Source organism: Providencia sp. PROV223, assembly GCF_028479245.1.
GTDB classification, from domain to species: Bacteria; Pseudomonadota; Gammaproteobacteria; order Enterobacterales; family Enterobacteriaceae; genus Providencia; species Providencia rettgeri.
Window position 1 is genome coordinate 275154 of sequence record NZ_JAMPNG010000004.1, and the last position, 21785, is coordinate 296938.

A 21785-nucleotide genomic window follows, 5' to 3' on the forward strand; every position below is an offset into this window, starting at 1 on the left:
TTACCTTTTAACAATGGATCTTTTAGGGATCTTAATAAATCTTTTAGTGTGTGTCAGTGGCTATTAATGTTTTTGGCCACTACGTAAATGCATAAACCAATAAATGAGGCCGACTAAAATCGCGCCGCCAATAATATTTCCGATAGTAACTGGAATTAAGTTATCTGTAATAAAGTTACCGACTGTTAGGTGTGAAAATTGATCAGGAGACATATTTATTTGAGACCAATATTCAGCAGGTGCAAACTCTTTAATCATAATACCTAATGGGATCATGAACATGTTTGCAATACTATGCTCAAAACCACTCGCCACAAACATCGCGACAGGTAACACTAGAACGACCAGTTTATCAGTTAAACTACGGCCGGAGTAACTCATCCAAACGGCAAGGCAAACCATTAAGTTTGCTAAAATTCCTAATGCAACCGCTTCAATAAAGGTATGGTGCAATTTATGGCTGGTGGTTTGTAATACATTTAATCCCCATTGGCCATTGGCTGCGGTGTATTGTCCTGCAAACCAAATCAGTGCAACAAAGAACAGCGCGCCAATTAAGTTACCAATATAGACATTAAACCAGTTGAGGAACATTTGCCCCCAAGTGATTCTACCTGTGGCTTTTGAGACGATAGTGAGTACGGTGGAGGTGAAAAGGTCTGCACCACATACAACCACTAACATCAGGCCTAAGGAGAAACAAATCCCGCCAATAAGTTTAGTGAAACCATAAGGCGCTTCAGCTGCCCCGGTTGTTGCCGTGATATAGAATACAAATGCGATAGAGATAAAAATACCGGCAGTGAATGCTGACAAGTAAGTAATTGCAGGATGTTTATTTGCCTTATAAACAGAGGCATCATCTGCGACTTGCGCCATTACAGCTGGTGGCAATAAATTAAAAGGGTTGTCAGCTTTCATACCAACACTCTCTTACAAAGTTGATTAATTATAGCACGCAATAATAGTAACAAAGGGGAGAATTGATAAATTTGATATGGATCATGAACTCTCTAGAGAGAGTGGTGAAAACGGTTAATTTAATGTTAAATTACAACTTATCCATTTGATAAATAAGGTTTAAATATTTTTTAAAATTTATATAAAATTTTTATAAAGTCAGTTTTGGCCAGCAAAATAAGTAAAAATATACGCGTAAATGTTAACTATTTAAGATGAATATGATCTCTTTGGCATATAATTTAACTTATGTTTGCATAATGCCCTAGTTAATTAGGGGAGATTCCGATATATATTCCTTAGCCAAACCATATTTTTGCAATATTTATCTAACAATTATGCAAATAATAAAAGATTAATATAAATTAATCGATAAATTAAAGTGATATATCTTAATAAAACAATCCGTTTTTAACGTTGTAACTAGGTATAAAATTCAATATTGTCAAGAGTGTTTAGTTCTTGCTCAATACGTTCTCGACTAGTTAAGAGCGTTTTGATGACTTGGTTCACTTTGGGTTCATCGATGCGGAAGGTTGGGATAGACACACTGATTGCCGCAATGATGTTATTGCGTTGTCGTAATGAGACAGCATAACAAATGGTTTCTTCATCAATTTCTTTATTATCAACGGCATAACTATTTTCGCGAACCGCGTTAAGCTGTAGGCGCAGTTCAGCCAAAGTTTGCACGCTGTATTGGGTTAACGGAGTAAAACCCGAAGGATAAAGTTCGGAAATTTGCTGGTCACTGTAGTTAAAAATCATAGCCTTACCCAGTGCCGAGTAAATCGCAGGCAAACGAGTTCCAATATTAGAGATTAATTGGACCTTTTGCGCCGATTGAACTTTATCAATGTATAACACATTAGCACCGTCTAAAATCCCCATTTGGCACACTTCATTGCATTCATCAACGATATGCACAATTTCCCGATGAACCATTTTTAGCCAATAGGATTTTTCGAAAAATGAGCGGGAAAGAAGCGAGCAGGCGATACCTAAATAATATAGCTGGCTATTATCATCGTAATTAATATACCGATGTTCAACCAATGTTTTTAAGATAGGATAAATCGTCCCTTTTAATATTTGTGTTTTATCAGAAAGTTGCGTCAAAGAAAGCCCAGTATTTTCAGCCGATAAAACTTGCAGTATTTCTAATACCCGAATTGTCGGCATGTGCCCCGTAGACATTAAACCACCTCCCTGATTAATTTTGTCGCTATTCTAGGTTTAAAATACCACTATGTAAATCATCTCAGGAATACGTTTAATCTCAAATTGGTCACTCTTAATAATGGGTAAAGTCATCCAAAAGGCGTGACTTTGCTCAAAATTTAGCAATAAAAAAATTATTCTTTAGTTAGCTTTATGACCACTTAATCCCTTCAAATATCTTTTTAATCAGATTATTACATAAAATTTTCATATGAGTTGTATGAATTTGACTCAATCAATGATTCATGATTTCTTGTTTGTAGTTTTTATTTATGAATGTAGTTTGTATATATGAACATCGGTAACGAGGAGATTATCAGTATGGAAAGTCGTTATATCACTCCAGTAGTGACCATCTTTGATGACAAAGGTCGAGTGGATATAGAACAAAATATACGTGTTTATGACTCATTGAAGGGCAAAGTCTCCGGTTTTGTCACTATGGGAAGCACGGGGGAGTTTTTTGCGCTCAATATGCAGAGCTCAAAAAAACTCATCGACCTATGTGGTCGTTATCCCAAGGAGGAAATGCGTGTTTATGCAGGGGCAAGCCGCCTTGATGTGGAAGAGTCGATTGAATTGGCTAACTATGCATATGAAAAAGGAATCGATGGGGTGATGATTATTAGCCCATATTATTTCCCGCTAGATGATGAAGGTGTTTTTCGTTTTTACAGTGCGATAGCAGCAAAAACATCTGCTAACATTTTCATTTATAACTTTCCTGAACGAACAGGTTATTCTGTCTCCCCTGATGTTTGCCTACGTTTAGCGGATAAATATCCCAATATCATCGGATTAAAAGATACCATTCCTGACACGACTCATACCGCCCAAGTGATTGAAACGGTGAAATCACGCTTGCCTCATTTTGAGGTATACGCAGGTTACGATAATAACTTTGCTCATGTGGTGTTATCGGGGGGAAATGGGTGCATTGGTGGGCTTTCAAATATTGTGCCGCAATTTTTTGCATCATGGATGCATGCGTTTACCCAAGGTGATTTAGCGTTAGTGGCAAAACACCAGCAACGAGTAGACCAATTGATGGCTATATATGGCGTCAATGCGCCATTCATCCCAACCTTTAAGAAAGCGTTGCAGCTAAAAGGTGTGGTTAATTCAGATTATTGTACAGCACCATTTATTGGGTTGAACAATATACAGATTGAGCAACTTCAGCAGTTGTTAACCCTTGCTGATTCACCGCTCTGACCTTTCCTGAATCAAACACAATAGAACATCTTACCAACAGGGAAAAATATCATGGCGACAACTAAAGCTTATAACAATCCTGTTTTAAATTCTGCGATAGCCAAATCGTGGAAACGTTTAGTACCCCTGATGTTTATTTTGTATTTTGTTGCATTTATTGACCGAGTCAACGTAGGTTTTGCGAAAGATGCAATGCAAGTCGACATTGGTTTATCTGATTCAGCGTTTGCTTTTGGTGCCGGTATTTTCTTTGCGGCATATGCGCTATTTGGCATTCCCGCTAACTTAATTTTAAACAAAATTGGTGCGCAAAAGTGGCTGAGTATTACCACGGTAATCTGGGGCGTTCTGTCGGCAATGACAGGTTTTATCACCAATGAAACGCAATTTATAGTTTTGCGTTTCTTGTTGGGACTTGGGGAAGCTGGCTTTTATCCAGGCATTCTATTATTAGCCTCAATTTATTTCCCCAATAATGTACGTGGGTCTGTAATTGGGATCTTTGTTCTAGGTGTACCTTTGGCATTGACACTGGGTTCGCCATTATCAGGCGCGTTACTGGAATTGCATGGCTGGTTAGGCCGGCCAGGTTGGTTCTGGATGTTTGTCATTGAAGGACTTCCTGCCGTTGTGATTGGTATTTTTGCTTTCTTTTATTTGGATGATAGCCCTGAAAAAGCCCGTTTTTTAACCGAAGAAGAGAAAAAAGCGCTAACTGAACAATTAGCCAAAGAAAATGCAAAAACTGAAACCACATCGGTATTATCTGCACTAAAAAATATCAAAGTTTGGCACCTTGCACTGATTTACGGCACGATACAAATTTCAGTATACGGTTTGATGTTCTTTCTGCCTTCCCAAGTTGCGTCCTTAATGGGGGAAAGTTTAGGCTTTAAACAATCCTTAGTTGCTGCCATACCTTGGGCTTGTTCTGCATTCGGGGTGTATTACATTCCTCGTTTTGCTGACCGCCATCCAACTCGTCGCATCGAAATCTCAGTGCTGTGTATGTTAGCCGCAGCATTAGGTTTGGCATTGTCAGCATTTGCAAGCCCTGTTTTTGCTATTGCAGCATTATGTTTAAGCGCTGTTGGTTTTTTATCCGTTCAACCAGTATTTTGGACGTTTCCTCCTCAGTTATTAAGCGGCCCTGCATTAGCAGCAGGAATTGGTTTCTGTACCACCATGGGGGCATTTTGTTCATTCCTCGCGCCAATCATTCGCGTGGAAGTCGATAAAATGATGAATAGCAATACCGCAGGTATCGTGACATTAGTGGTGATCACCGTAGGTTGTGCCGTCTTAATCGCATTACTTAAAAAAAATACGCATAACAAGAATCTCAACGCATTGTCATCTAACTAATGACAATTTTTAGGAAGGTGTGACATGCAAAAAATTCTCAAAATTGATGAGAGCGACAACCTAATTGTTGCCTTAAAGGACTTGCAAGCAGGGGATATTTATCACTGGGGAAGTGAAGATGTGACCCTCGTGACTGATGTTAAAGCAAAGCATAAATTTGCCATGGAAGCGATACCCGTTGATGGCATTGTTTCTATGTATGGCACAGCAGTAGGAAAAGCAACAAAGCCAATTGCAAAAGGTGAAGTTATCACAGTCGATAATATTCGCCACTATGCAGCCCCAGTTTCTTTAGAACAAGATGCACCGTACGAGTGGAATGCACCTGATGTATCTGCATATCAAGGACGCACATTTAAAGGCTATGTACGTGAGGATGGGCGAGTAGGAACCGCAAACTACTGGTTAATTTTTCCATTGGTATTTTGTGAAAACCGCAATGTAACAAAACTTACAGACGCCTTAAATGAAGCATTAGGTTATACCAATAATAGTTTGAAAAATTTTGCGTTGGATTTAACAGCTGGTGAGCAAGGGGGAACGGCAAAACCTAAATTATTCCCACATATAGAAGGTGTACGATGTATTACGGTCACGAGTGGTTGTGGTGGAGCGACCTCTGACAGTAAAACGATGTGTGATGTGCTTGCTGCTTATGCGGACCACCCTAATGTCATCGGTATTACGGTATTCAGTTTGGGCTGTGAAAAAGCACAGCGTAAAATGTTTAAAGAGTCACTTGTTGCTCGTAACCCTAATTTTGCTAAACCTGCACTTTACTTTCGCCAGCAAGAGTGGAGTAGCGAAGAAGAAATGATGCAAACAGCATTGAAGCAAACCTATGAGTGCATGAAGGCCGTCATACCGCAATCTCGTGTGGACGTTCCGTTGTCTCATTTAAAACTCGGTGTGAAATGTGGCGCTTCTGACGGTTTTTCTGGGATCTCGGGTAACCCTGCGATGGGGCTAGTTTCTGATTGGCTAGTGACTTTGGGGGGCGCATCAGGGTTAGCTGAATTTCCGGAATTATGTGGTGCAGAAGGGGATATGGTGAAACGGTGCGTCTCTTTTGAAGATAAGAAAAAATTCTTAGATTTGATGGAACGTTATGAAAAAACAGCGAATTTCTTTAATACTACCATTGCCGATAACCCAAGTCCCGGCAATATTGCGGACGGGCTAATAACCGATGCGATTAAATCGACCGGAGCGGCTAAAAAAGGCGGAACATCGCCGATTAGTGCGGTGTGTGACTATGCGGAGCCGATGCCTGACAGTGGGTTATCCTTAGTTTGTACGCCAGGTAATGATGTTGATGCAGTCACAGGACTTGTTGCTGCAGGGTGTAATGTGGTTATTTTCTCAACAGGGCTTGGCACTCCCACAGGGAACCCGATTGTACCTGTTTTAAAAATATCGACGAATAGTGCCATTGCAGAGCGCCTATCGGACATAATTGATTATGATTGCGGGCCAATTATTGATGGGGTTCCATTACCGACAATAAGTAAAGGGCTATTTGAACGGGTAATTGATACGGCAAGCGGTGACTATCAGGTCCAAGCGGATCGCCTAGAACAGTTTGATTTCTTATTATGGAAACGTTCATTGGATTTATAATTAATATAAACCAATAAAATGTAAAAATGTTGACGGGGCAAGTTCCCCGTCAACGATTTAATTCACATTATGCATTATCACGCTTTGCTTTTTGCAGCTTTTCATAAGCAGCCAGCAAAGCTTGATGCGCAGGAAGTGCTTTAAGTTCTTCGTCAATAGACCACAAGCCATAGAAGCATGATTCCCCAGCGATAGCGGCTGATGCAGCATCTACTGCCTCTTGACCATACATACGCACAAAGGCGTTGTAGTATTGCGCAGGGTCACGTTCTTCTTCTTGAGATAACAACAACAGGGTTTGCAAGCAACGATAATAATTTGCGCGCTCGGCAGTAAATACTGAGCTATTGAAGTCTTGTGTCCATTCAACCCAAGCAAGTGCTTGTTCAAGGTCTCCACCCGCTAGTGCCAACATGGATTTTAGTTCACCAATACGCAGGTTACTCCACCCATTGTCTTTACCTACTGCCAAACCAAGTAATTCACGAACACGGGTAAAATCATCTAAACCGTCGTCATCTAATTGCTCGATAAGGGCAAGATAGTCTTGTTTTTCCCATTGGCTATCAGGTAGGTTGATAATGGTGTCGCGTAAATAAGCGCCCATCGCGTTATTGGCGATATGTAAGTCTTCAACTGGGTAAATATCAGACATACCTGGGACTAAGATTCGGCAAGCGTAGACACCCAAGTGGTTATAATCTGCAATATAGACTTCAGCATCTAATGTATTGAAAATACTGATCAGTGTTGCAAACTCTTCTTGAGTTGTGCCTTTAAAGCTCCAATCTACAAAGGCATAATCGGCATCATCTTTAAACAGATCCCAGCTAATTAAACCGCTTGAATCAATAAAGTGAGTTTCAAGATTCGTGTGCTCAGCCACTTCTTCGTCATCAAAGGTCGGTGCATTAAACACATCGAGGTCTTTTAAGCCACGGCCTTGCAGTAATTCCGTGACGGTACGCTCAAGGGCAACACCAAAGTCGGGGTGAGCACCAAATGAGGCAAAACAAGTCCCATTTTGTGGGTTAAATAACACCACACAAATCACAGGGTACTGGCCACCGAGTGATGCGTCATAACAGAAAATTGGAAAACCTTCTTTTTCTAAGGTTTCAACCGCTTCAACTACCGCAGGGTAGCGTGCCATGACGTCTGCTGGGATAGCCGGTAGGCTAATACTTTCAGCAATGATTTTATTTTTTACAAAGCGTTCAAAGACTTCGGAAAGCCCTTGTACACGAGCTTCGTTGGCTGTATTGCCCGCAGACATTCCGTTAGAAACATAGAGGTTTCCAACAATATTCATTGGAATATATACGGTTTGGTTGTCTGATTGACGGGTAAATGGCAGTGCACAAATACCGCGTTCTTCATTACCAGATTGCAAGTCAATTAATTGGCTGGCGGCTAAGGCGTTGTCGGGGTCATAAAACTTAATCAAACGATTGTCTAATAACCCTTCAGGTAAGCTATCATCTTCGGTTAATGGGAACCATTTTTCATTAGGGTAGTGGACAAAATCCCCTTCAGCAATAGATTTACCTAGGTAGAAATCCGCAAAGAAGTAATTCGTTGATAAACGCTCAAAATACTCACCAAGCGCTGAGGCTAATGCAGCTTTCTTGCTCGCCCCTTTACCATTAGTAAAGCAAAGTGGGCACGCTTTATCGCGGATATGTACAGACCAAACGTTAGGTACAGGGTTTAACCAAGAGGCTTCTTCAATATCAAACCCTAATTTCTTTAATTTGGTTTGAAATGCATCAATGGAATCTTCAAGAGCGGCATCTTTGCCGGGAATAAAAGTTTGGCTCATTGTCAGTCACTTGTGAATAGAGTGTTTCAAACGGGCTATGATACGGATTTTTGCTGCAAGCCTCACGCTTTTTATTCATTCATAGATAAATCATCTTAAAATTCATTATTTATCCTAAAATAATTGTATAGGTCACATAAAATTCAGCACAATTCCACATAATAACCGAAGTTTATTAATGAAAGGAAAATAGGATGAAAAACAGAAATAAAGCGCTTTTGGCGACATTGGTTTCACTGTTTGCCGTATCCGCTATCGCTCAACCGAATATTACGGTATTGGCGACAGGGGGAACGATAGCAGGTGGTGGTGATTCAGCCACATCCTCCAGTTACCAAGCGGGTAAAGTAGGGATTGATGCTTTAATTAATGCGGTGCCAGAAACCAAAAAAATCGCTAATTTAAGCGGTGAGCAATTGGTGAATATTGGTTCGCAAGATATGAATGACCAAGTTTGGCTGGCACTGGCGAAAAAAATTAACCAAGATTGTGATAAAACAGATGGTTTTGTAATCACTCACGGTACTGATACTTTAGAAGAAACGGCATTCTTCCTTGATTTAACCACGCAATGTAAAAAGCCCATTGTCTTGGTTGGTGCAATGCGACCGTCAACGGCTTTAGGCGCTGACGGTCCTTTGAACCTGTATAATGCAGTCGTTTTAGCGACGGATAAGTCTGCTGGAGAGCGCGGTGTTTTGATGGCAATGAACGATAAAGTCGTGCAAGGCCGTAATGTGATGAAAATGAGCACCACTGAAGTACAAGCGTTTGATGCCGTTAATAGTGGGGCAGAAGGCTTTATTCATGATGGTAAAGTTACTTATTTCCAAGCAGCGCAACCTCGTAGTGACAAAGCGGCATTCGACGTCAGTAAGCTCGAAAAGCTCCCTGCGGTAGGTATCGTTTATAACTATGCCAATGCATCAGCAGCTCCTGTGAAAGCATTGAGAGAAGAAGGGGTTGAAGGAATTGTAAGCGCGGGTGTGGGTAACGGTAATATGTATAAGACTGTCTTTGACGCTTTAGCAAAAGCAGCGAAAGAAGACGTGGTTGTCGTTCGCTCAAGCCGTGTACCAACAGGGTATACGACAAGAAATGCCGAAGTGGATGATAACTTATATGGTTTTGTTGCTTCAGAAAGGTTAAATCCGCAAAAAGCGCGCGTATTGCTGCAATTAGCCTTAACTCAGACTAAAGATCCTCAGCAAATTCAGGCATTATTCGAAAAATATTAATTATCAAAACGAGTATTTATTTCATACAGCGGGGTGCAGTAGCCTGTACCCCGTTAGTTTTGCTGTGACAATAAGGCAATATTATTGAATGCTCGAATTACACAATGTCATCGATAACGCCACCATCAACACGTAAGGCTGCACCGGAAGTCGCTGCAGAGAAACGGCATCATTAACACGTATATTGTTACGGCCATTAATCAAAACTTCTGCGCCACAATTAGCGAGGCCTTTAGCAATTGCATAACCAATTCCAGCTGTTGATGCACTGACTAATGCGCGTTTGCCTGTTAAGTCTATTTTCATTTACGAACTCTTTATATTGAAAAGGAGAGTTCATAATAGCAAATGATAATGCGGTGCTTCTCTTAATAATGCTGTACATTTTATTTGATTATTTATTGAGAAATTTTATAGCTGTGTATGTTATTTTTCAGCATAACAACATTTATCCTAATTATTTGACTCAGTAATCTGATCTATTTTAAGGCAATTAGGTCAATGTGGTGATAGAACTTAGCGAATTCCTGCAGAATAGACGAAATTAAGGAACAATTAGTTAATTTATTGATTTTTTCTTAAACACTTCCTTATACGTATCCCATGCATATTTTTTATATTTATCAATCAATTACTTTTTATTTTTAGCAAGGTCATCATCGGTGATAATGACAGTTAATTAAAATTAATGTGCCGTTGATCATATTTTGGCAACAAAGCCTGTATCTGTGTTGATAATTCGCGTTGCAAAAAATAGGCTAAATACATCGCAAGAGATATAACTCATTGTGAATATTTAGATTTAAATGGAAAGTTAAATCGTATTTCGGCCGAAAAATAAAATTAAAAAATATTAGAGGAATACAAGAATGGTTAATAAAAATGTCAATACTGGCAGGAAATTGCTCGTCTTAAAAATTGCAATAGCAATGCTTCCTATTGGTTACCAACCAATCATGCATGCGGAGCAATTTATTGAAGATTCAAAACTTACAGGTGGCCTTTACTACTGGCAACGCGATCGTTCACGTAAAGATTTAGACCCAAATAGCGATAAATATAAAAAGTATGCGGATAATCTTAAACACTCAACATTTAATGCCAGTCTTGATTTCTCATCCGGTTATTTTCAGGACATCATCGGGCTAGATTTAGCGGGTTTTACCGCTATTGAGTTATCAAATAGTGGCCCAGCTGCACCCAATGAAATCGGTTTTAGTGATGCAAAATCACGTTGGGATGAAAAATGGACAGGTGATCGCAGTGGTGTGACTTTTTATAAGGCTGCTGCAAAATTGAAATATGGCCCTTTCTGGGGTAGAGGTGGCTATATTCAACCTACTGGTCAAACTTTACTCGCATCCCACTGGAGCTATATGCCGGGTACATATCGCGGATTAGAGGTAGGCGGGGTGTTTGATTTTGAGCAAAATGGTGAACTTAGCATGTCCTATATGTGGACCGACCGCTATAAAGCACCTTGGTACCGTAGCATGTATGACTTCCGTGAAGCGGATGGTGAAACTGGGATCAGTTATTTACACTCAATTGGCTTTAAATATGACTTTAAAAACAATTTAGTCTTAGAAGGGGCATATGGGCAAGCTAAAAGCTATATGGATCAATATTTTGCCAAGGTTTCCTATGCAGTTCCTGTTGTTGACCGTGACTTACGTATGTCTTATCAATTTTATGGTGCAAAAGATAAGGTTTCAGGCGGTGGAGTTAACGATGTTTATGACGGTTTAGCTTGGTTGCAAGCGATGACACTAGGCTACACTTACGATGAATTTGATTTTAAATTAGAAGGAACCTATGTAAAAGCCAAAGGTAACCAAGGTTATTTCCTGCAGCGTATGACCCCCGGTTGGGCAACATCAAATGGTCGCATGGACATTTGGTGGGATGGCCGTTCGGATTGGAATGCTAATAATGAAAAAGCCGTTATGGCCGGTGTCATGTATGATTTAAAAAATTGGGACTTAGCTGGATGGAAGGTTGGAACCTCATATATTTATGGATGGGATGCTAAACCAAGTACCAATAGCCAATATGCTCAGGATGTACGCTTAAAAGAAAGCGCATGGAACTTTGATATTTTATATACCGTACAGTCAGGTCGAGCAAAAGATACGCTATTTAAACTGCATTTTACCAAGTATGATAACCATACAGATATTCCGAGCTATGGCGGTGGTTACGGAAATATCTTCCAAGATGAAAAAGATATTAAATTTATGGTGATGATGCCATTCACGGTATTCTAATTAGTAAAATCCTTTAGTAGCAATGACTGCTATAAAGAAACTATAGCAGTCATTTGCCCTGATAGCTAAAGGCTTATCATATATTTTTAATATTGAATGGAATATTAAGACAAGAATAAACACTTATATTAAGAGTTAAAAACAAGGTAAATTTATTTACCTTATTTTGTTTTTTTATTACAAGGATACGTTATTTACACTTTCATTGAGTATAAGGGTATCTTGTTTTAATTTATTTTTTAATACGGTAACTTTTTCTGATTGATGGGGTGGGTTTTTAACTTGTGCTTGGCCAGATAAAATCCCCCCTTTTTTAATTGATAAACTACTGTAATGGATAGTACCGTGGATTTCCCCATTATTTTCAATACAAATAGTATCAGATAAGCATTCACCTTCAATACGACCATTAACCACCAGTTCTTTGCAGGTGATATTTCCCGTAACTTGGCCGTTTAACATAACTTTAACCGTATTTTCTTTTCCTGTTATATTTCCAATGACTTTCCCATAGATATGCACTTGCTCATTAGACGTAATATTTCCTTCAAAAATAACGTCCCTAGAGATAATCGTATTCGATTTTTCTTCACTAATAGTCGGAGTTGACAGTGTTATTTGTTCTTCTATTTTTGTAGTCACTTCAGGCTCATTACTTATAGAAGGGGACGTCGCTGTAGGCGTGGGCTTGTTTTGTCTTTTGGTGAACATTTTACTTACCTTTTTTTGATTGAAGTATACGATCAAGAACAGTATTGATAATACAAACGAAAATAAGGTGATAGACGAATAGCTAAAAAACCACCCTATTAAAGTAAGAAACCAGAAGAAAAAACTTGTATTGAGAAAAAGATAGGTTTTTTTCATCAGTTAATCTCTTACAAATTACTCAAGTACTCAATTAGTTTAGTCAATAAATGTAATTACGCATTTAAATGATGATTTAACGTTATGACTACATTTGGATCATTAACTCTCTAATTTGGAGTTGAAATTATAGCAAGGTAATTAAATAATTTTAAATAGTATGAAATGTTTGGAATCATCTATGATGTTATTTATATACCACTTTGATATGTAAAGTATTATTCTAGATAACGGAATATATTTATCTCTGAAATAATATAAGGGTTTTGATTTGAATTGCAACTATTATAGTTTTTATAAAAATCTTGCATTGTTGCTAAAATACAGTGATAAATAATTGTGTTTAAGTTACTTACTAACAATTATCACTAATCGAGTAAAAAAGGGAATATTAATACTTAAAATAAAAAACCCCGATAAAATTGTATTATCAGGGTTTTGGCATTTTTAACCATGATGTTTCATCAACGATGGTTGAATACTATTACTCTTTTGCTTCGTGTGCGTCAGCATTGTCACGGCAATCACCATCTGCGCAATGACCATATAGATATAAACTATGGTTAGATAGTTTAATGCCATGGCGAGCAGCGATATTCTTTTGGCGGGTTTCAATGGATTCGTCAGTAAACTCAATCACTTTTCCACAATCTAAACAGATTAAATGGTCATGGTGATGTTGCTGAGTTAGTTCGAATACAGATTTACCACCCTCGAAGTTGTGACGGGTTACGATACCGGCATCATCAAACTGGTTTAACACGCGGTATACAGTTGCTAACCCGATCTCTTCACCCATATCGATCAGCTTTTTATAGAGATCTTCCGCACTGACGTGGTGGCACTCAGGCTCTTGAAGTACTTCCAAAATCTTTAATCTTGGAAGAGTGACTTTGAGTCCAGCATTTTTCAATGCTTTATTGTTGTCTGTCATGCGGGTTTGTCCTGTATCTTAAATCATAAATTTAACAATAATGAGACATTTTTAACATCAATACAGTTGTCTTCTAAACTGATTTACAATTATAGGCATGGAAAATAAAAATAGAAACCATGCATTGTCTCATTATTTTGATAATCTCTTGAGAACCTATCCTATTAGGATACCTTATCGGTTATTTTAGACTACGCCACTGGCTTTGGGGTTCATTTTGTGTAAGACAGTGGTGTAATCTATGGGTAAGGGTTCTTTATGTAGTCTATCAGCCTAAAATTTCAGCTAAAGACATTTCTTCAGAGATTTGTTTTACCCATGCATCAACACGTTCATCAGTTAGCTCAGGTTGACGATCTTCATCAATAGCTAAACCAATAAAATGGTTGTCATCTGCCATGCCTTTGGATACTTCAAAGTGATAACCTTCTGTTGGCCAGTGACCAACAATAACAGCACCACGTGGTTCGATAATATCGCGGATCGTACCCATAGCATCACAGAAATATTCAGCGTAGTCTTCTTGGTCTCCACAACCAAATAAGGCGACAAGTTTACCTTCGAAATCAATCTCTTCGAGAGTAGGGAAAAAATCATCCCAGTCACATTGGGCTTCACCATAATACCAAGTTGGAATACCAAGAAGTAGAATGTCAAAAGCTTCAATATCTTCTTTGCTGCATTTCGCGATATCGTGAACTTCTGCTACATCTTTGCCTAATCTTTCTTGGATCATTTTGGCAATATTTTCTGTGTTACCTGTGTCACTTCCGAAGAAAATGCCTATGACTGCCATAAAGTGATTAACCTCTTGTTTTTCTAAGAGAGCTAGAGGTGAAAATTCGCCTTCTATAGCCCGTTTAGAACGAAAATAGATAGAATATTACGCCTTATTTTGGCGAAAAAATGTTGCTAAGTCTGTCAAATTTGTGTGATTTATCAAGATAACGTTACTTGAGTATTGATGTATCAACATGTTCAAGTTGTGACATCAAAATTTCTTCGATCAATTCACTACGGCTTATATTTTTATCTTCAGCTAACTGATTCAATACCGCGACAGCGTCTTCGTTCAGTTTCAATTCAACTCTGCGCAATCCCTTCACTTTATCTCGTTTCAGTTGGTTGCGTTTGTTGATCCTCAGTTGTTCATCCCGTGATAGCGGGCTTGTTTTAGGTCGCCCAGGCCTTCGTTCCTCAGCGAACAAATCTAGTGTCGTTCGATCCGTTTGTTCTTTTGCCATGTCTATAACTGCTAAAAGGGTGTGCCAGTAATTCAGCGCGCCATGATACCCTAGCTAATCCCCTTGTGCTATAGCTTCATCAATGATGATTGGGTTTAATTGATTGTAAAATGAGCGCTTTTGGTAAAAAAGCACCACTTGCTATAAGCGTGATGCTTTTTTATTCGTATTATTGTGTCTGCTGGTGCCATAAATTGGCGTATAAACCATTTGATTTGAGTAAGTTTTCGTGGGTATCCATCTCGTGTACTTCTCCTTGGCAAATCACACATATCCTATCAGCGTGCATAATCGTATTTAGCCGGTGAGCAATGCTAATGACGGTTCTTCCTTGAGTAATTAATGGCATATTCTCCATAATGGCGGCTTCTGACTCGTAATCGAGTGCAGAAGTGGCCTCATCGAGAATTAAGATATCGGGTTCGGTGAGTAATGCACGCGCAAGTGCAATCCTTTGACGTTGACCACCTGAAAGATTGGAGCCTTTTTCTGATAAGGGATAATTAAAATTATCAGTCAATGTCATGATAAATTCATAAGCTCCCGCTAATTTTGCTGCGTGAATCACCTGCTCGTCAGTCGCTTGTGGATGACTCAAACGGATATTATCTGCGATAGAACCAACGAATAAGGTACTTTCTTGTAATACGACGCTCATTTTTCGGCGTAATGATACGGTATCTGCGACAGCTAAATCCATGCCATCAACAATAACTTGCCCATGTTGTGGGACATAAAGCCGCTGTAATAATTTCGTTAAGGTACTTTTTCCTGAACCTGAGGGGCCAGTAATACCAATAAATTCACCTGCATTAACCATTAAGGATAAATTATTGAGAACTTCAGGTGTATCAGGTTGATAGCGAAAACGGATATTTTGAAACTCTATTTTTCCGTGAATATTTGATGTATTTGCAATCCCTTTACGTTCATTTTCTACCGGTTCATCAAGAATATCTCCCACTCGGCGTAATGAAATAATGGTATGTTGGAAATCTTGCCAAACCTGGGCAAACCGCAATACGGGCTGCGTAACATGCGCACTTAGCATATTAAATGCCACTAATTCGCCAGGAGAAATTCCACCATTTAATACCTCTTTGACACCGACCCACAAAAGGATCGCAGTCGTTATTTTGCTCACAAATGTCATTAATTGAGAGGCTACTTCACTGCGCATTGAGACTTTAAAGCTTTGAGTTAGCTGTTTGCTAAATATTTTTTTCCAACGTTGATTAAAGTATTTTTCTGTTGCGGTTGTTTTGATGGTTTCAATCCCAGTAATACTTTCGGTGAGAAAAGTGAGACCATTTTCATCCGCTTGATAAGATTTTTCAGTTTGTTGGCGAATAATGGGGCTGAGTATCATCCATAAAACAAAAAATACCCCCATTGAGCCCAATAAAATCCAAGCCATCAAACTACTGTAGGAAAATAAAACTGCGACAAAAAGGATGACAAAGATAAAATCAATAAACAGCATCAGTGTTGAGCCCGTTAAAAATTGCCTTATATGGGCTAATTCACGGATTCTGGCAATAATTTTCCCTGTTGGCCTTAGCTTAAAATAATTTAACGGTAAGGCCATTAAGTGGCGATAAATTTTCCCTGACAACTCAGCACTGATCTGGCTACTACTATGACTAAAAATTTTATTACGAATAAAACCATATATCGGTTCTGCAACAGCAATGGCAAAAATCGCCAATGCAATGACATGTAAATTTGAGAGACTGCGACCAACTAACACTTTGTCGATTAAATTCTGAAACAACAGCGGGCTAATTAAGGCGAAAAGCTGAATAATGGCAGAGAGAATAAAAATATTTCGTAATTTAACATGTTGTCGCAAAACAGAGGGAATAAACCAGCTAAAGCCAAAGGCCTTTTTTTGCTCTGGCTCTAATTGCTCCTTAATGAGTAATACATCATATTCAGTTTCTTGATGTCCAATAGAGTTATGAATAGGTTTTCGTTCCTCATTAGTAGGGTTAATGAGAATTAATTCATTTTCTTGGCTAATAACTTGCCAAAAACCATCTATATAGATTAAAGCGGGTAAAGGTAGCGTTATTAATTGTGTGTATCGCGCAGTAATAAGCTCGGTTTCATACCCCAATGTATGTGCACACTCTCTAATTTCCCACTCTGTAGGAGATATAGTTTGCATACCAATTGCGTGCCTGAGTTGATCTGATGAAACATTGTTTTGGTAATATTTAGCCACCCAAACTAAGGCATCCAAGCCATGATTATTAAACTGTTCCATCGATTATTTTTCTCTCATCGCGTTTGAGGTGTATTCATTAATAGGGCTAAGCAAGTAGTCAATAATACGGCGTTTATCCGTTTTTATTTCTGCCACAATGGATAAACCGGGAGTCAGTTCAATAGATTCACCATCAACGGATAGTTCTTTTTGGTTAAGACCAATTTGCCCTAAGAACACTAATCCAAGCTTTTCATCGAGAGTACTGTCGCGCGATATGGAAATCACTTCACCTTCAATCGTGCCATAACGTGTGTAAGGGAATGCATCTATTTTCACCTCTGCTCTCAACCCTTCATGGATGAACCCAATGTCTTTGTTCAAGATTTTAATTTCAGCTAATTGAACATTATTGTTAGGAACAACAGCCATTAGTTGCTGTGCGGGTTGCAATACAGCTCCTAAAGTGTGTGTAGCAAGCTGTTGAATAGTGCCATCAACGGGGGCTCGTATAATTTCTAATTGATTTCTTTCTTTATTTTTTAATAGTTCTTGCTCAAGAGAAGCTCGTTTAAAGTCAGCTTGTTTGTATTTCTCATCCCACTCTTGGTTTTTTTGGGCTTTTATCCGGTCTATTTTTTCATTTAAGGCATGGTGCTGGCTTTTCAGAATTGAAAGCTCAGATAATTTGGTCACTTTTTCTTTTTTAGCGATTAATAGCTCTCGCTCTTGTTCTAAAAATTCCTTTTGACTGATTAACTGTTTTTCAGTTAACGAATGGTGTGCATCGAGGCGTTTTTTGATATTGACAATAAGGGAGTTGATGGTAAGTAATTCATCTTTTCGGGCTTGTTGATTGACGGTATTCAATTGAATTTCATTATTAAGTTCATTCATTAATGAATCAAATTCTAATTTTTGTGTTTGATAGCTAGCCCGCGTGTTGTTTTGCTCTAGTTCAGTTAATTGATTAAATAGAGGTAACTGCTCAATAGGCTGTTGTGAAATCAATGCTTGATAAATTACTATTTCGGCCAAATGGAAGTTGTGTTGATAATTTAAACTTAGAATATCTTGGTCAACACCTAACACATTGACGGTAATTAAAGGATCGCCTTGTTTTACTGTTTGCCCATCAGTAACATGAATATGTTCTAAACGGCTTAATTCAAACGCTTGAATTAATTGTGTTCGCCCTGAAACAATAAGTTTACCCTGCGTGGTGGCTTGAATATCCAACTTACCAAAAAACGACCAAGTCACAGCAAGAAAAATACCCACACTAATAGAAATAGCGACGTAAAGTGCCAAGTAAGATGGGGGAGTTTTTAATATCGCCAAGTGTGAAGGCAAAAAGCTGTTATAACGGTTTTTGTCTAATCGATGTTTCATTTTACGTCCATGTCTGATTTCAGAGACTGCTGTAGAGTCCACAAGTGTTTATAAAAATTACCTTGTTCAATAAGTTGCTGATGGCTACCTTGCTCAATGATTTCACCATGTTGCATCACAATAATCCGCTGGTGATGGCGAATGGTTGATAAGCGGTGAGCAATTGTGATGACGGTTCTTCCTTTGGCAATGAATTGCATATTTTCTTGAATAACTGCTTGGGATTCGTCGTCTAAAGCGCTAGTCGCCTCATCAAAAATAATTACTCTAGGGTTTGAAAGCAGCGTTCTAGCAATTGCAATGCGTTGGCGTTGGCCGCCAGAAAGAGATGATCCCCCCTCAGCAAGAACAGTGTCGTAGCCTTTGGGTAATTTCAAAATAAATTCATGTGCTCCCGCCATTTTGGCAGCATGAACCACTTCATCCATGGAGGCATTAGGTGAGGTTTGAGCAATATTATGAAAAACAGATTGGCTGAATAAGAAATTCTCTTGCAACACAATACCAATTTGCTGACGAAGAGAGTGTAAGTTAATCGCGGATATGGGAGTGCCATCCACAAATATGGTTCCACTTTCAGGGGTATAAAGCCGTAGTAATAATTTAGCAAGAGTGCTCTTGCCTGACCCTGATGTGCCAACAATGCCAATGGTTTCTCCCGCTGCAATATTTAAATTAAAGTTTTTTAGAACAAACGGCATGTTCGGTTGGTAGCGGAACGAGATATTTTTTAGGTTTAAATGCCCTTGAAGAGGTAATTTATTTTCTTGCTGAGATTGTTCGATGGGTAAGTTGATAATCTGGGAAAGTTTTTCGATAGCGACGCTCGTGCGAATATAGTCTCCCCATAGCTTGGTCAGTTTGATGAGAGGCTGGTTAGCATGGTTAACCATCATATAAAAAGCAATAAGTTGGCCAATTGTCATCTGCAATGCTAAAACTTCAGAGGCACCAACCCATAATACAATCGCACTGGTAATTTTTTCGATAGCCATTACGAGATGCTCGGAACGGGAGCTAATTTGTCCTGCTACAAAGTTAGTTTGGCTCATATCTGAGGTTTGACCATCCCAGCGACGCGTAAAATTCGGTTCGACGGATAAACTTTTGGCGGTTTCTATCCCATTAATACTTTCGGTCAAAAAAGAGGTATTAATGGCGATATTAGTAAACTGTTGCTGTGCGGCAGACTCGATTTTAGGCGTTAGCCACCAAGCCAATAAAAGATAAAAAGGAATAGAGCACAAAAATATTATTGTGAGTGTTGTGGATATTAAATTCATCACGAAAATGAATACAAATAAAAACAACACATCAACACATAGCGTGAAAAAACTACTGGTTAAAAATTCGCGAATAGTTTCGAGCTCTTTTACGCGAGTGACAATCGCGCCTATTTGCCTACTTTTAAAAAAGGGAATAGGCAATCTCAATAAATGATTAACTAGCTTTAAGCCGAGTGTCATATCAATACGGTTAACTGTATGATGGTAAATATATTCACGTAACCCTTTTAACGTTACTTCTATTAGTGCAGCAACCATTAACCCAAAAATTAAAACGTCCAAGGTGACTAAGCTATTATGAACGAGCACCTTATCCATAATCACTTGCATAACAATAGGGGAGACTAATGCGAGGATTTGCAATATAAATGAAAAAAATAAAACCCACAAAATAATGGATTTGTATTTCATAAATTCAGCTTGGAACCAAGTGATGTCAAATTGCCCTTGTTTAAGGCTTACCTGTAACCAATGGCCACTCCATTGTTGGTTTAGCTCGTCAATGCTCCATATCTCTGGCGGTTTATTCCCAAATTGCTGAATGAGAACTTGTTCTTGATTGCGGTTAGCTAATAGAAAAGCTTCGCTTTTGGTATTATATAAAATTGCTGGGCAAACGATTTTAGCTATATTTTTATCTTTCTGATATTTATTCCTACAGCGAATGTTGTGTTTCGATTTAATAATGTTAATTTTTTCATTATAACCAATAGATTGATTGAGTGTTTGTTCTAGTTCTTTAGGATTTACTTGCCCTGATAACTTAGCAATGACACTAATGAAATATAATGTTGATTTTGATTTTAGACTATCCATTTTCTATATTAATAAATTCCTTAAGTTATTTGAATTTTTAAATCCAAACTTGCATTAATAAAATATGCACTAGATAGTAATAAGGTAGAGTAGAATTTGGATAATACAGGGTTTATAATTCGCTGTGTATTGAAGTTAGTCTTATTGTGTAATTAATAAAGTAATTATATTTAACTACAAATATATTTAAAGATATTGAAAAGATACATGTCTTTCCAATATCTATATTTAAATATGATTAATTATTCAGGATCAGGAATAGATAAAAAGCGATGGATAGCTCTTAATACATGGTCTGGTTTTTCTGCATGAACCCAGTGGCCCGTATCGGCGACAACCCATGCTTTGGCTTGTGGAAATTGTTGCGCTATTTGCTCTTTATATTCCGCTTGCACATAAGGGGAGTTTCCTCCGGGGATTAACAATACGGGTTTATTCCAAGCGGGTACGGTTTCCCAACCAATAATATGTTCATAATTCGCTTTGAGGGCAGGCAAATTAAATTTCCATTCACCTTGTTTAAAAGATTTAAGCAGAAATTGGATAACGCCATCTTCGTTAATATAATTACGCATAATCACGGTAGCTTCTTGGCGAGTTTTCGCATTTTTTTCCGTGACGGCATCAAGAGCCGCAAATATTTTATCATGACGACGGACTTGGTAAGCGACAGGCGCCATATCAATAGCAACGATGCTATCAATAAAATTAGGGGCGATTGCAGTTGCAGCCATGGCTATTTTGCCACCCATTGAGTGACCAATTAAAATAGCATTTTCGTACCCTAAAGATTTTATTAATGTAATAACATCTTGGGCCATTTGCTGGTAACTCATTTGCTCATCACGGAATGAGTCACCGTGATTACGAACATCAATTTGAATCGTATCGAAATATTGTTGTAAATTACGACCTAAAACACCTAAGTTATTGAGGTCACCAAATAACCCATGTATGAGTACTATAGGGCTATTTGAGATTGGATTTTCAGGTTTATGGATAGTATGGTTAATTAACACAGTCATATTTATTTGATCAATTCGTCAGTGGTACATGTGGTCTTATCATGTCACGGCTCTGAGTAAAATCCAAATGGTCGAATAAACTGCGATCCTGGCCAAGGTAAGTTAATAGTCGATAACTAGGAGGTTTATAGCCAATAAATTTCAGAAAATTGAATTCGCTCACGGAAGTAAAATATTGAAATTAATGGCATGATAACCCACTGAATTATCTTTGAACTTAGAAAAGTGTTTACTTTAAGTTATTGAAATTTTAATTGTTTTGTTTTTTTTAAATCTGTCTTATAATCACACCGCAAATTTTAGT

16 protein-coding genes and 1 pseudogene are annotated in these 21785 nt (G+C 38.4%); 5 read left to right on the top strand and 12 right to left on the bottom strand.

Translation table 11 applies throughout. The features are described from left to right. Window positions 1–63: 63 nt before the first annotated feature. Both focA and PR767_RS07545 read right to left on the bottom strand, forming a co-directional pair. Complete coding sequence (focA, locus tag PR767_RS07540) at window positions 64–921, bottom strand: formate transporter FocA (protein WP_109911032.1); 858 nt, start codon at window positions 919–921, stop codon at window positions 64–66. A gap of 462 nt (window positions 922–1383) precedes the next feature. After that, window positions 1384–2157: an IclR family transcriptional regulator gene (locus PR767_RS07545; RefSeq protein WP_272520081.1), complete on the bottom strand. Its 774-nt coding sequence runs from the start codon at window positions 2155–2157 to the stop codon at window positions 1384–1386. Window positions 2158–2502: 345 nt separating this feature from the next. Between PR767_RS07545 and PR767_RS07550 the strand changes: the two genes are divergently transcribed. The 3 genes from PR767_RS07550 to PR767_RS07560 are packed head-to-tail and all read left to right on the top strand — an operon-like array spanning window position 2503 to window position 6381. Continuing rightward, window positions 2503–3396 (top strand): dihydrodipicolinate synthase family protein, encoded by an 894-nt coding sequence (locus PR767_RS07550; RefSeq protein ID WP_272520082.1) that lies wholly within the window; start codon window positions 2503–2505, stop codon window positions 3394–3396. Window positions 3397–3447: 51 nt separating this feature from the next. Continuing rightward, the gene (locus PR767_RS07555) at window positions 3448–4761 is read left to right on the top strand and encodes an MFS transporter (protein ID WP_272520083.1); all 1314 of its coding nucleotides are present in this window, start codon (window positions 3448–3450) and stop codon (window positions 4759–4761) included. Between the two features lie 24 nt (window positions 4762–4785). Further along, window positions 4786–6381 carry a UxaA family hydrolase gene (locus PR767_RS07560; RefSeq protein ID WP_109911035.1) on the top strand — a complete coding sequence of 532 codons (1596 nt, stop codon included), beginning with the start codon at window positions 4786–4788 and terminating at the stop codon, window positions 6379–6381. 67 nt (window positions 6382–6448) lie between these two features. Here PR767_RS07560 and ycaO read toward each other — a convergent pair whose 3' ends face one another. Then, window positions 6449–8203, bottom strand: coding sequence for a 30S ribosomal protein S12 methylthiotransferase accessory factor YcaO (ycaO, locus tag PR767_RS07565; RefSeq protein WP_272520084.1), 1755 nt, complete (start codon window positions 8201–8203; stop codon window positions 6449–6451). 194 nt (window positions 8204–8397) lie between these two features. On the opposite strand from ycaO, the gene ansB reads away from it, so the two are divergent. Further along, window positions 8398–9441, top strand: a complete 1044-nt coding sequence (ansB, locus tag PR767_RS07570) for an L-asparaginase 2 (protein ID WP_109911037.1) — start codon at window positions 8398–8400, stop codon at window positions 9439–9441. A 159-nt stretch (window positions 9442–9600) separates the two neighbouring features. Here ansB and PR767_RS07575 read toward each other — a convergent pair. After that, window positions 9601–9747: pseudogene (locus tag PR767_RS07575) on the bottom strand (oxidoreductase); the annotation flags it as partial. A gap of 563 nt (window positions 9748–10310) precedes the next feature. Here PR767_RS07575 and chiP point away from each other — a divergent pair. Further along, window positions 10311–11708, top strand: coding sequence for a chitoporin ChiP (chiP, locus tag PR767_RS07580; protein ID WP_004909523.1), 1398 nt, complete (start codon window positions 10311–10313; stop codon window positions 11706–11708). Between the two features lie 177 nt (window positions 11709–11885). Here chiP and PR767_RS07585 read toward each other — a convergent pair whose 3' ends face one another. The 8 genes from PR767_RS07585 to ybfF all read right to left on the bottom strand — a co-directional run bounded on the left by PR767_RS07585 (window position 11886) and on the right by ybfF (window position 21481). Beyond that, complete coding sequence (locus PR767_RS07585) at window positions 11886–12419, bottom strand: bactofilin family protein (RefSeq protein ID WP_238562697.1); 534 nt, start codon at window positions 12417–12419, stop codon at window positions 11886–11888. Between the two features lie 640 nt (window positions 12420–13059). Then, on the bottom strand, window positions 13060–13509 hold the full coding sequence (fur, locus tag PR767_RS07590; protein WP_004256285.1) for a ferric iron uptake transcriptional regulator: 450 nt from the start codon (window positions 13507–13509) through the stop codon (window positions 13060–13062). Window positions 13510–13777: 268 nt separating this feature from the next. Beyond that, window positions 13778–14305, bottom strand: coding sequence for a flavodoxin FldA (gene fldA, locus PR767_RS07595; RefSeq protein ID WP_004256261.1), 528 nt, complete (start codon window positions 14303–14305; stop codon window positions 13778–13780). A 154-nt stretch (window positions 14306–14459) separates the two neighbouring features. Further along, window positions 14460–14753 (bottom strand): LexA regulated protein, encoded by a 294-nt coding sequence (ybfE, locus tag PR767_RS07600; protein ID WP_004909532.1) that lies wholly within the window; start codon window positions 14751–14753, stop codon window positions 14460–14462. 169 nt (window positions 14754–14922) lie between these two features. Beyond that, the gene (locus PR767_RS07605) at window positions 14923–17022 is read right to left on the bottom strand and encodes a type I secretion system permease/ATPase (RefSeq protein WP_272520085.1); all 2100 of its coding nucleotides are present in this window, start codon (window positions 17020–17022) and stop codon (window positions 14923–14925) included. A gap of 3 nt (window positions 17023–17025) precedes the next feature. Further along, entirely contained in the window at window positions 17026–18354 is a 1329-nt protein-coding gene (locus tag PR767_RS07610; RefSeq protein ID WP_004909537.1) for an HlyD family type I secretion periplasmic adaptor subunit, read from the bottom strand. Beyond that, window positions 18351–20456: a peptidase domain-containing ABC transporter gene (locus PR767_RS07615; RefSeq protein ID WP_123382114.1), complete on the bottom strand. Its 2106-nt coding sequence runs from the start codon at window positions 20454–20456 to the stop codon at window positions 18351–18353. Before PR767_RS07615 ends, PR767_RS07610 begins: the two co-directional genes overlap by 4 nt. Before the next feature lie 242 nt (window positions 20457–20698). Next, window positions 20699–21481, bottom strand: a complete 783-nt coding sequence (gene ybfF, locus PR767_RS07620; RefSeq protein WP_272520086.1) for an esterase — start codon at window positions 21479–21481, stop codon at window positions 20699–20701. Window positions 21482–21785: the final 304 nt, after the last annotated feature.

Coding starts and splice junctions, on each gene's coding strand:
- ybfF (WP_272520086.1), bottom strand. CDS start 21,481: ATGACTGTGTTAATTAACCATACTATCCATAAACCTGAAAATCCAATC.
- PR767_RS07550 (WP_272520082.1), top strand. CDS start 2,503: ATGGAAAGTCGTTATATCACTCCAGTAGTGACCATCTTTGATGACAAA.
- PR767_RS07610 (WP_004909537.1), bottom strand. CDS start 18,354: ATGAAACATCGATTAGACAAAAACCGTTATAACAGCTTTTTGCCTTCA.
- PR767_RS07545 (WP_272520081.1), bottom strand. CDS start 2,157: ATGTCTACGGGGCACATGCCGACAATTCGGGTATTAGAAATACTGCAA.
- ycaO (WP_272520084.1), bottom strand. CDS start 8,203: ATGAGCCAAACTTTTATTCCCGGCAAAGATGCCGCTCTTGAAGATTCC.
- chiP (WP_004909523.1), top strand. CDS start 10,311: ATGGTTAATAAAAATGTCAATACTGGCAGGAAATTGCTCGTCTTAAAA.
- ybfE (WP_004909532.1), bottom strand. CDS start 14,753: ATGGCAAAAGAACAAACGGATCGAACGACACTAGATTTGTTCGCTGAG.
- fur (WP_004256285.1), bottom strand. CDS start 13,509: ATGACAGACAACAATAAAGCATTGAAAAATGCTGGACTCAAAGTCACT.
- PR767_RS07555 (WP_272520083.1), top strand. CDS start 3,448: ATGGCGACAACTAAAGCTTATAACAATCCTGTTTTAAATTCTGCGATA.
- PR767_RS07615 (WP_123382114.1), bottom strand. CDS start 20,456: ATGGATAGTCTAAAATCAAAATCAACATTATATTTCATTAGTGTCATT.
- PR767_RS07605 (WP_272520085.1), bottom strand. CDS start 17,022: ATGGAACAGTTTAATAATCATGGCTTGGATGCCTTAGTTTGGGTGGCT.
- ansB (WP_109911037.1), top strand. CDS start 8,398: ATGAAAAACAGAAATAAAGCGCTTTTGGCGACATTGGTTTCACTGTTT.
- focA (WP_109911032.1), bottom strand. CDS start 921: ATGAAAGCTGACAACCCTTTTAATTTATTGCCACCAGCTGTAATGGCG.
- PR767_RS07585 (WP_238562697.1), bottom strand. CDS start 12,419: ATGTTCACCAAAAGACAAAACAAGCCCACGCCTACAGCGACGTCCCCT.
- fldA (WP_004256261.1), bottom strand. CDS start 14,305: ATGGCAGTCATAGGCATTTTCTTCGGAAGTGACACAGGTAACACAGAA.
- PR767_RS07560 (WP_109911035.1), top strand. CDS start 4,786: ATGCAAAAAATTCTCAAAATTGATGAGAGCGACAACCTAATTGTTGCC.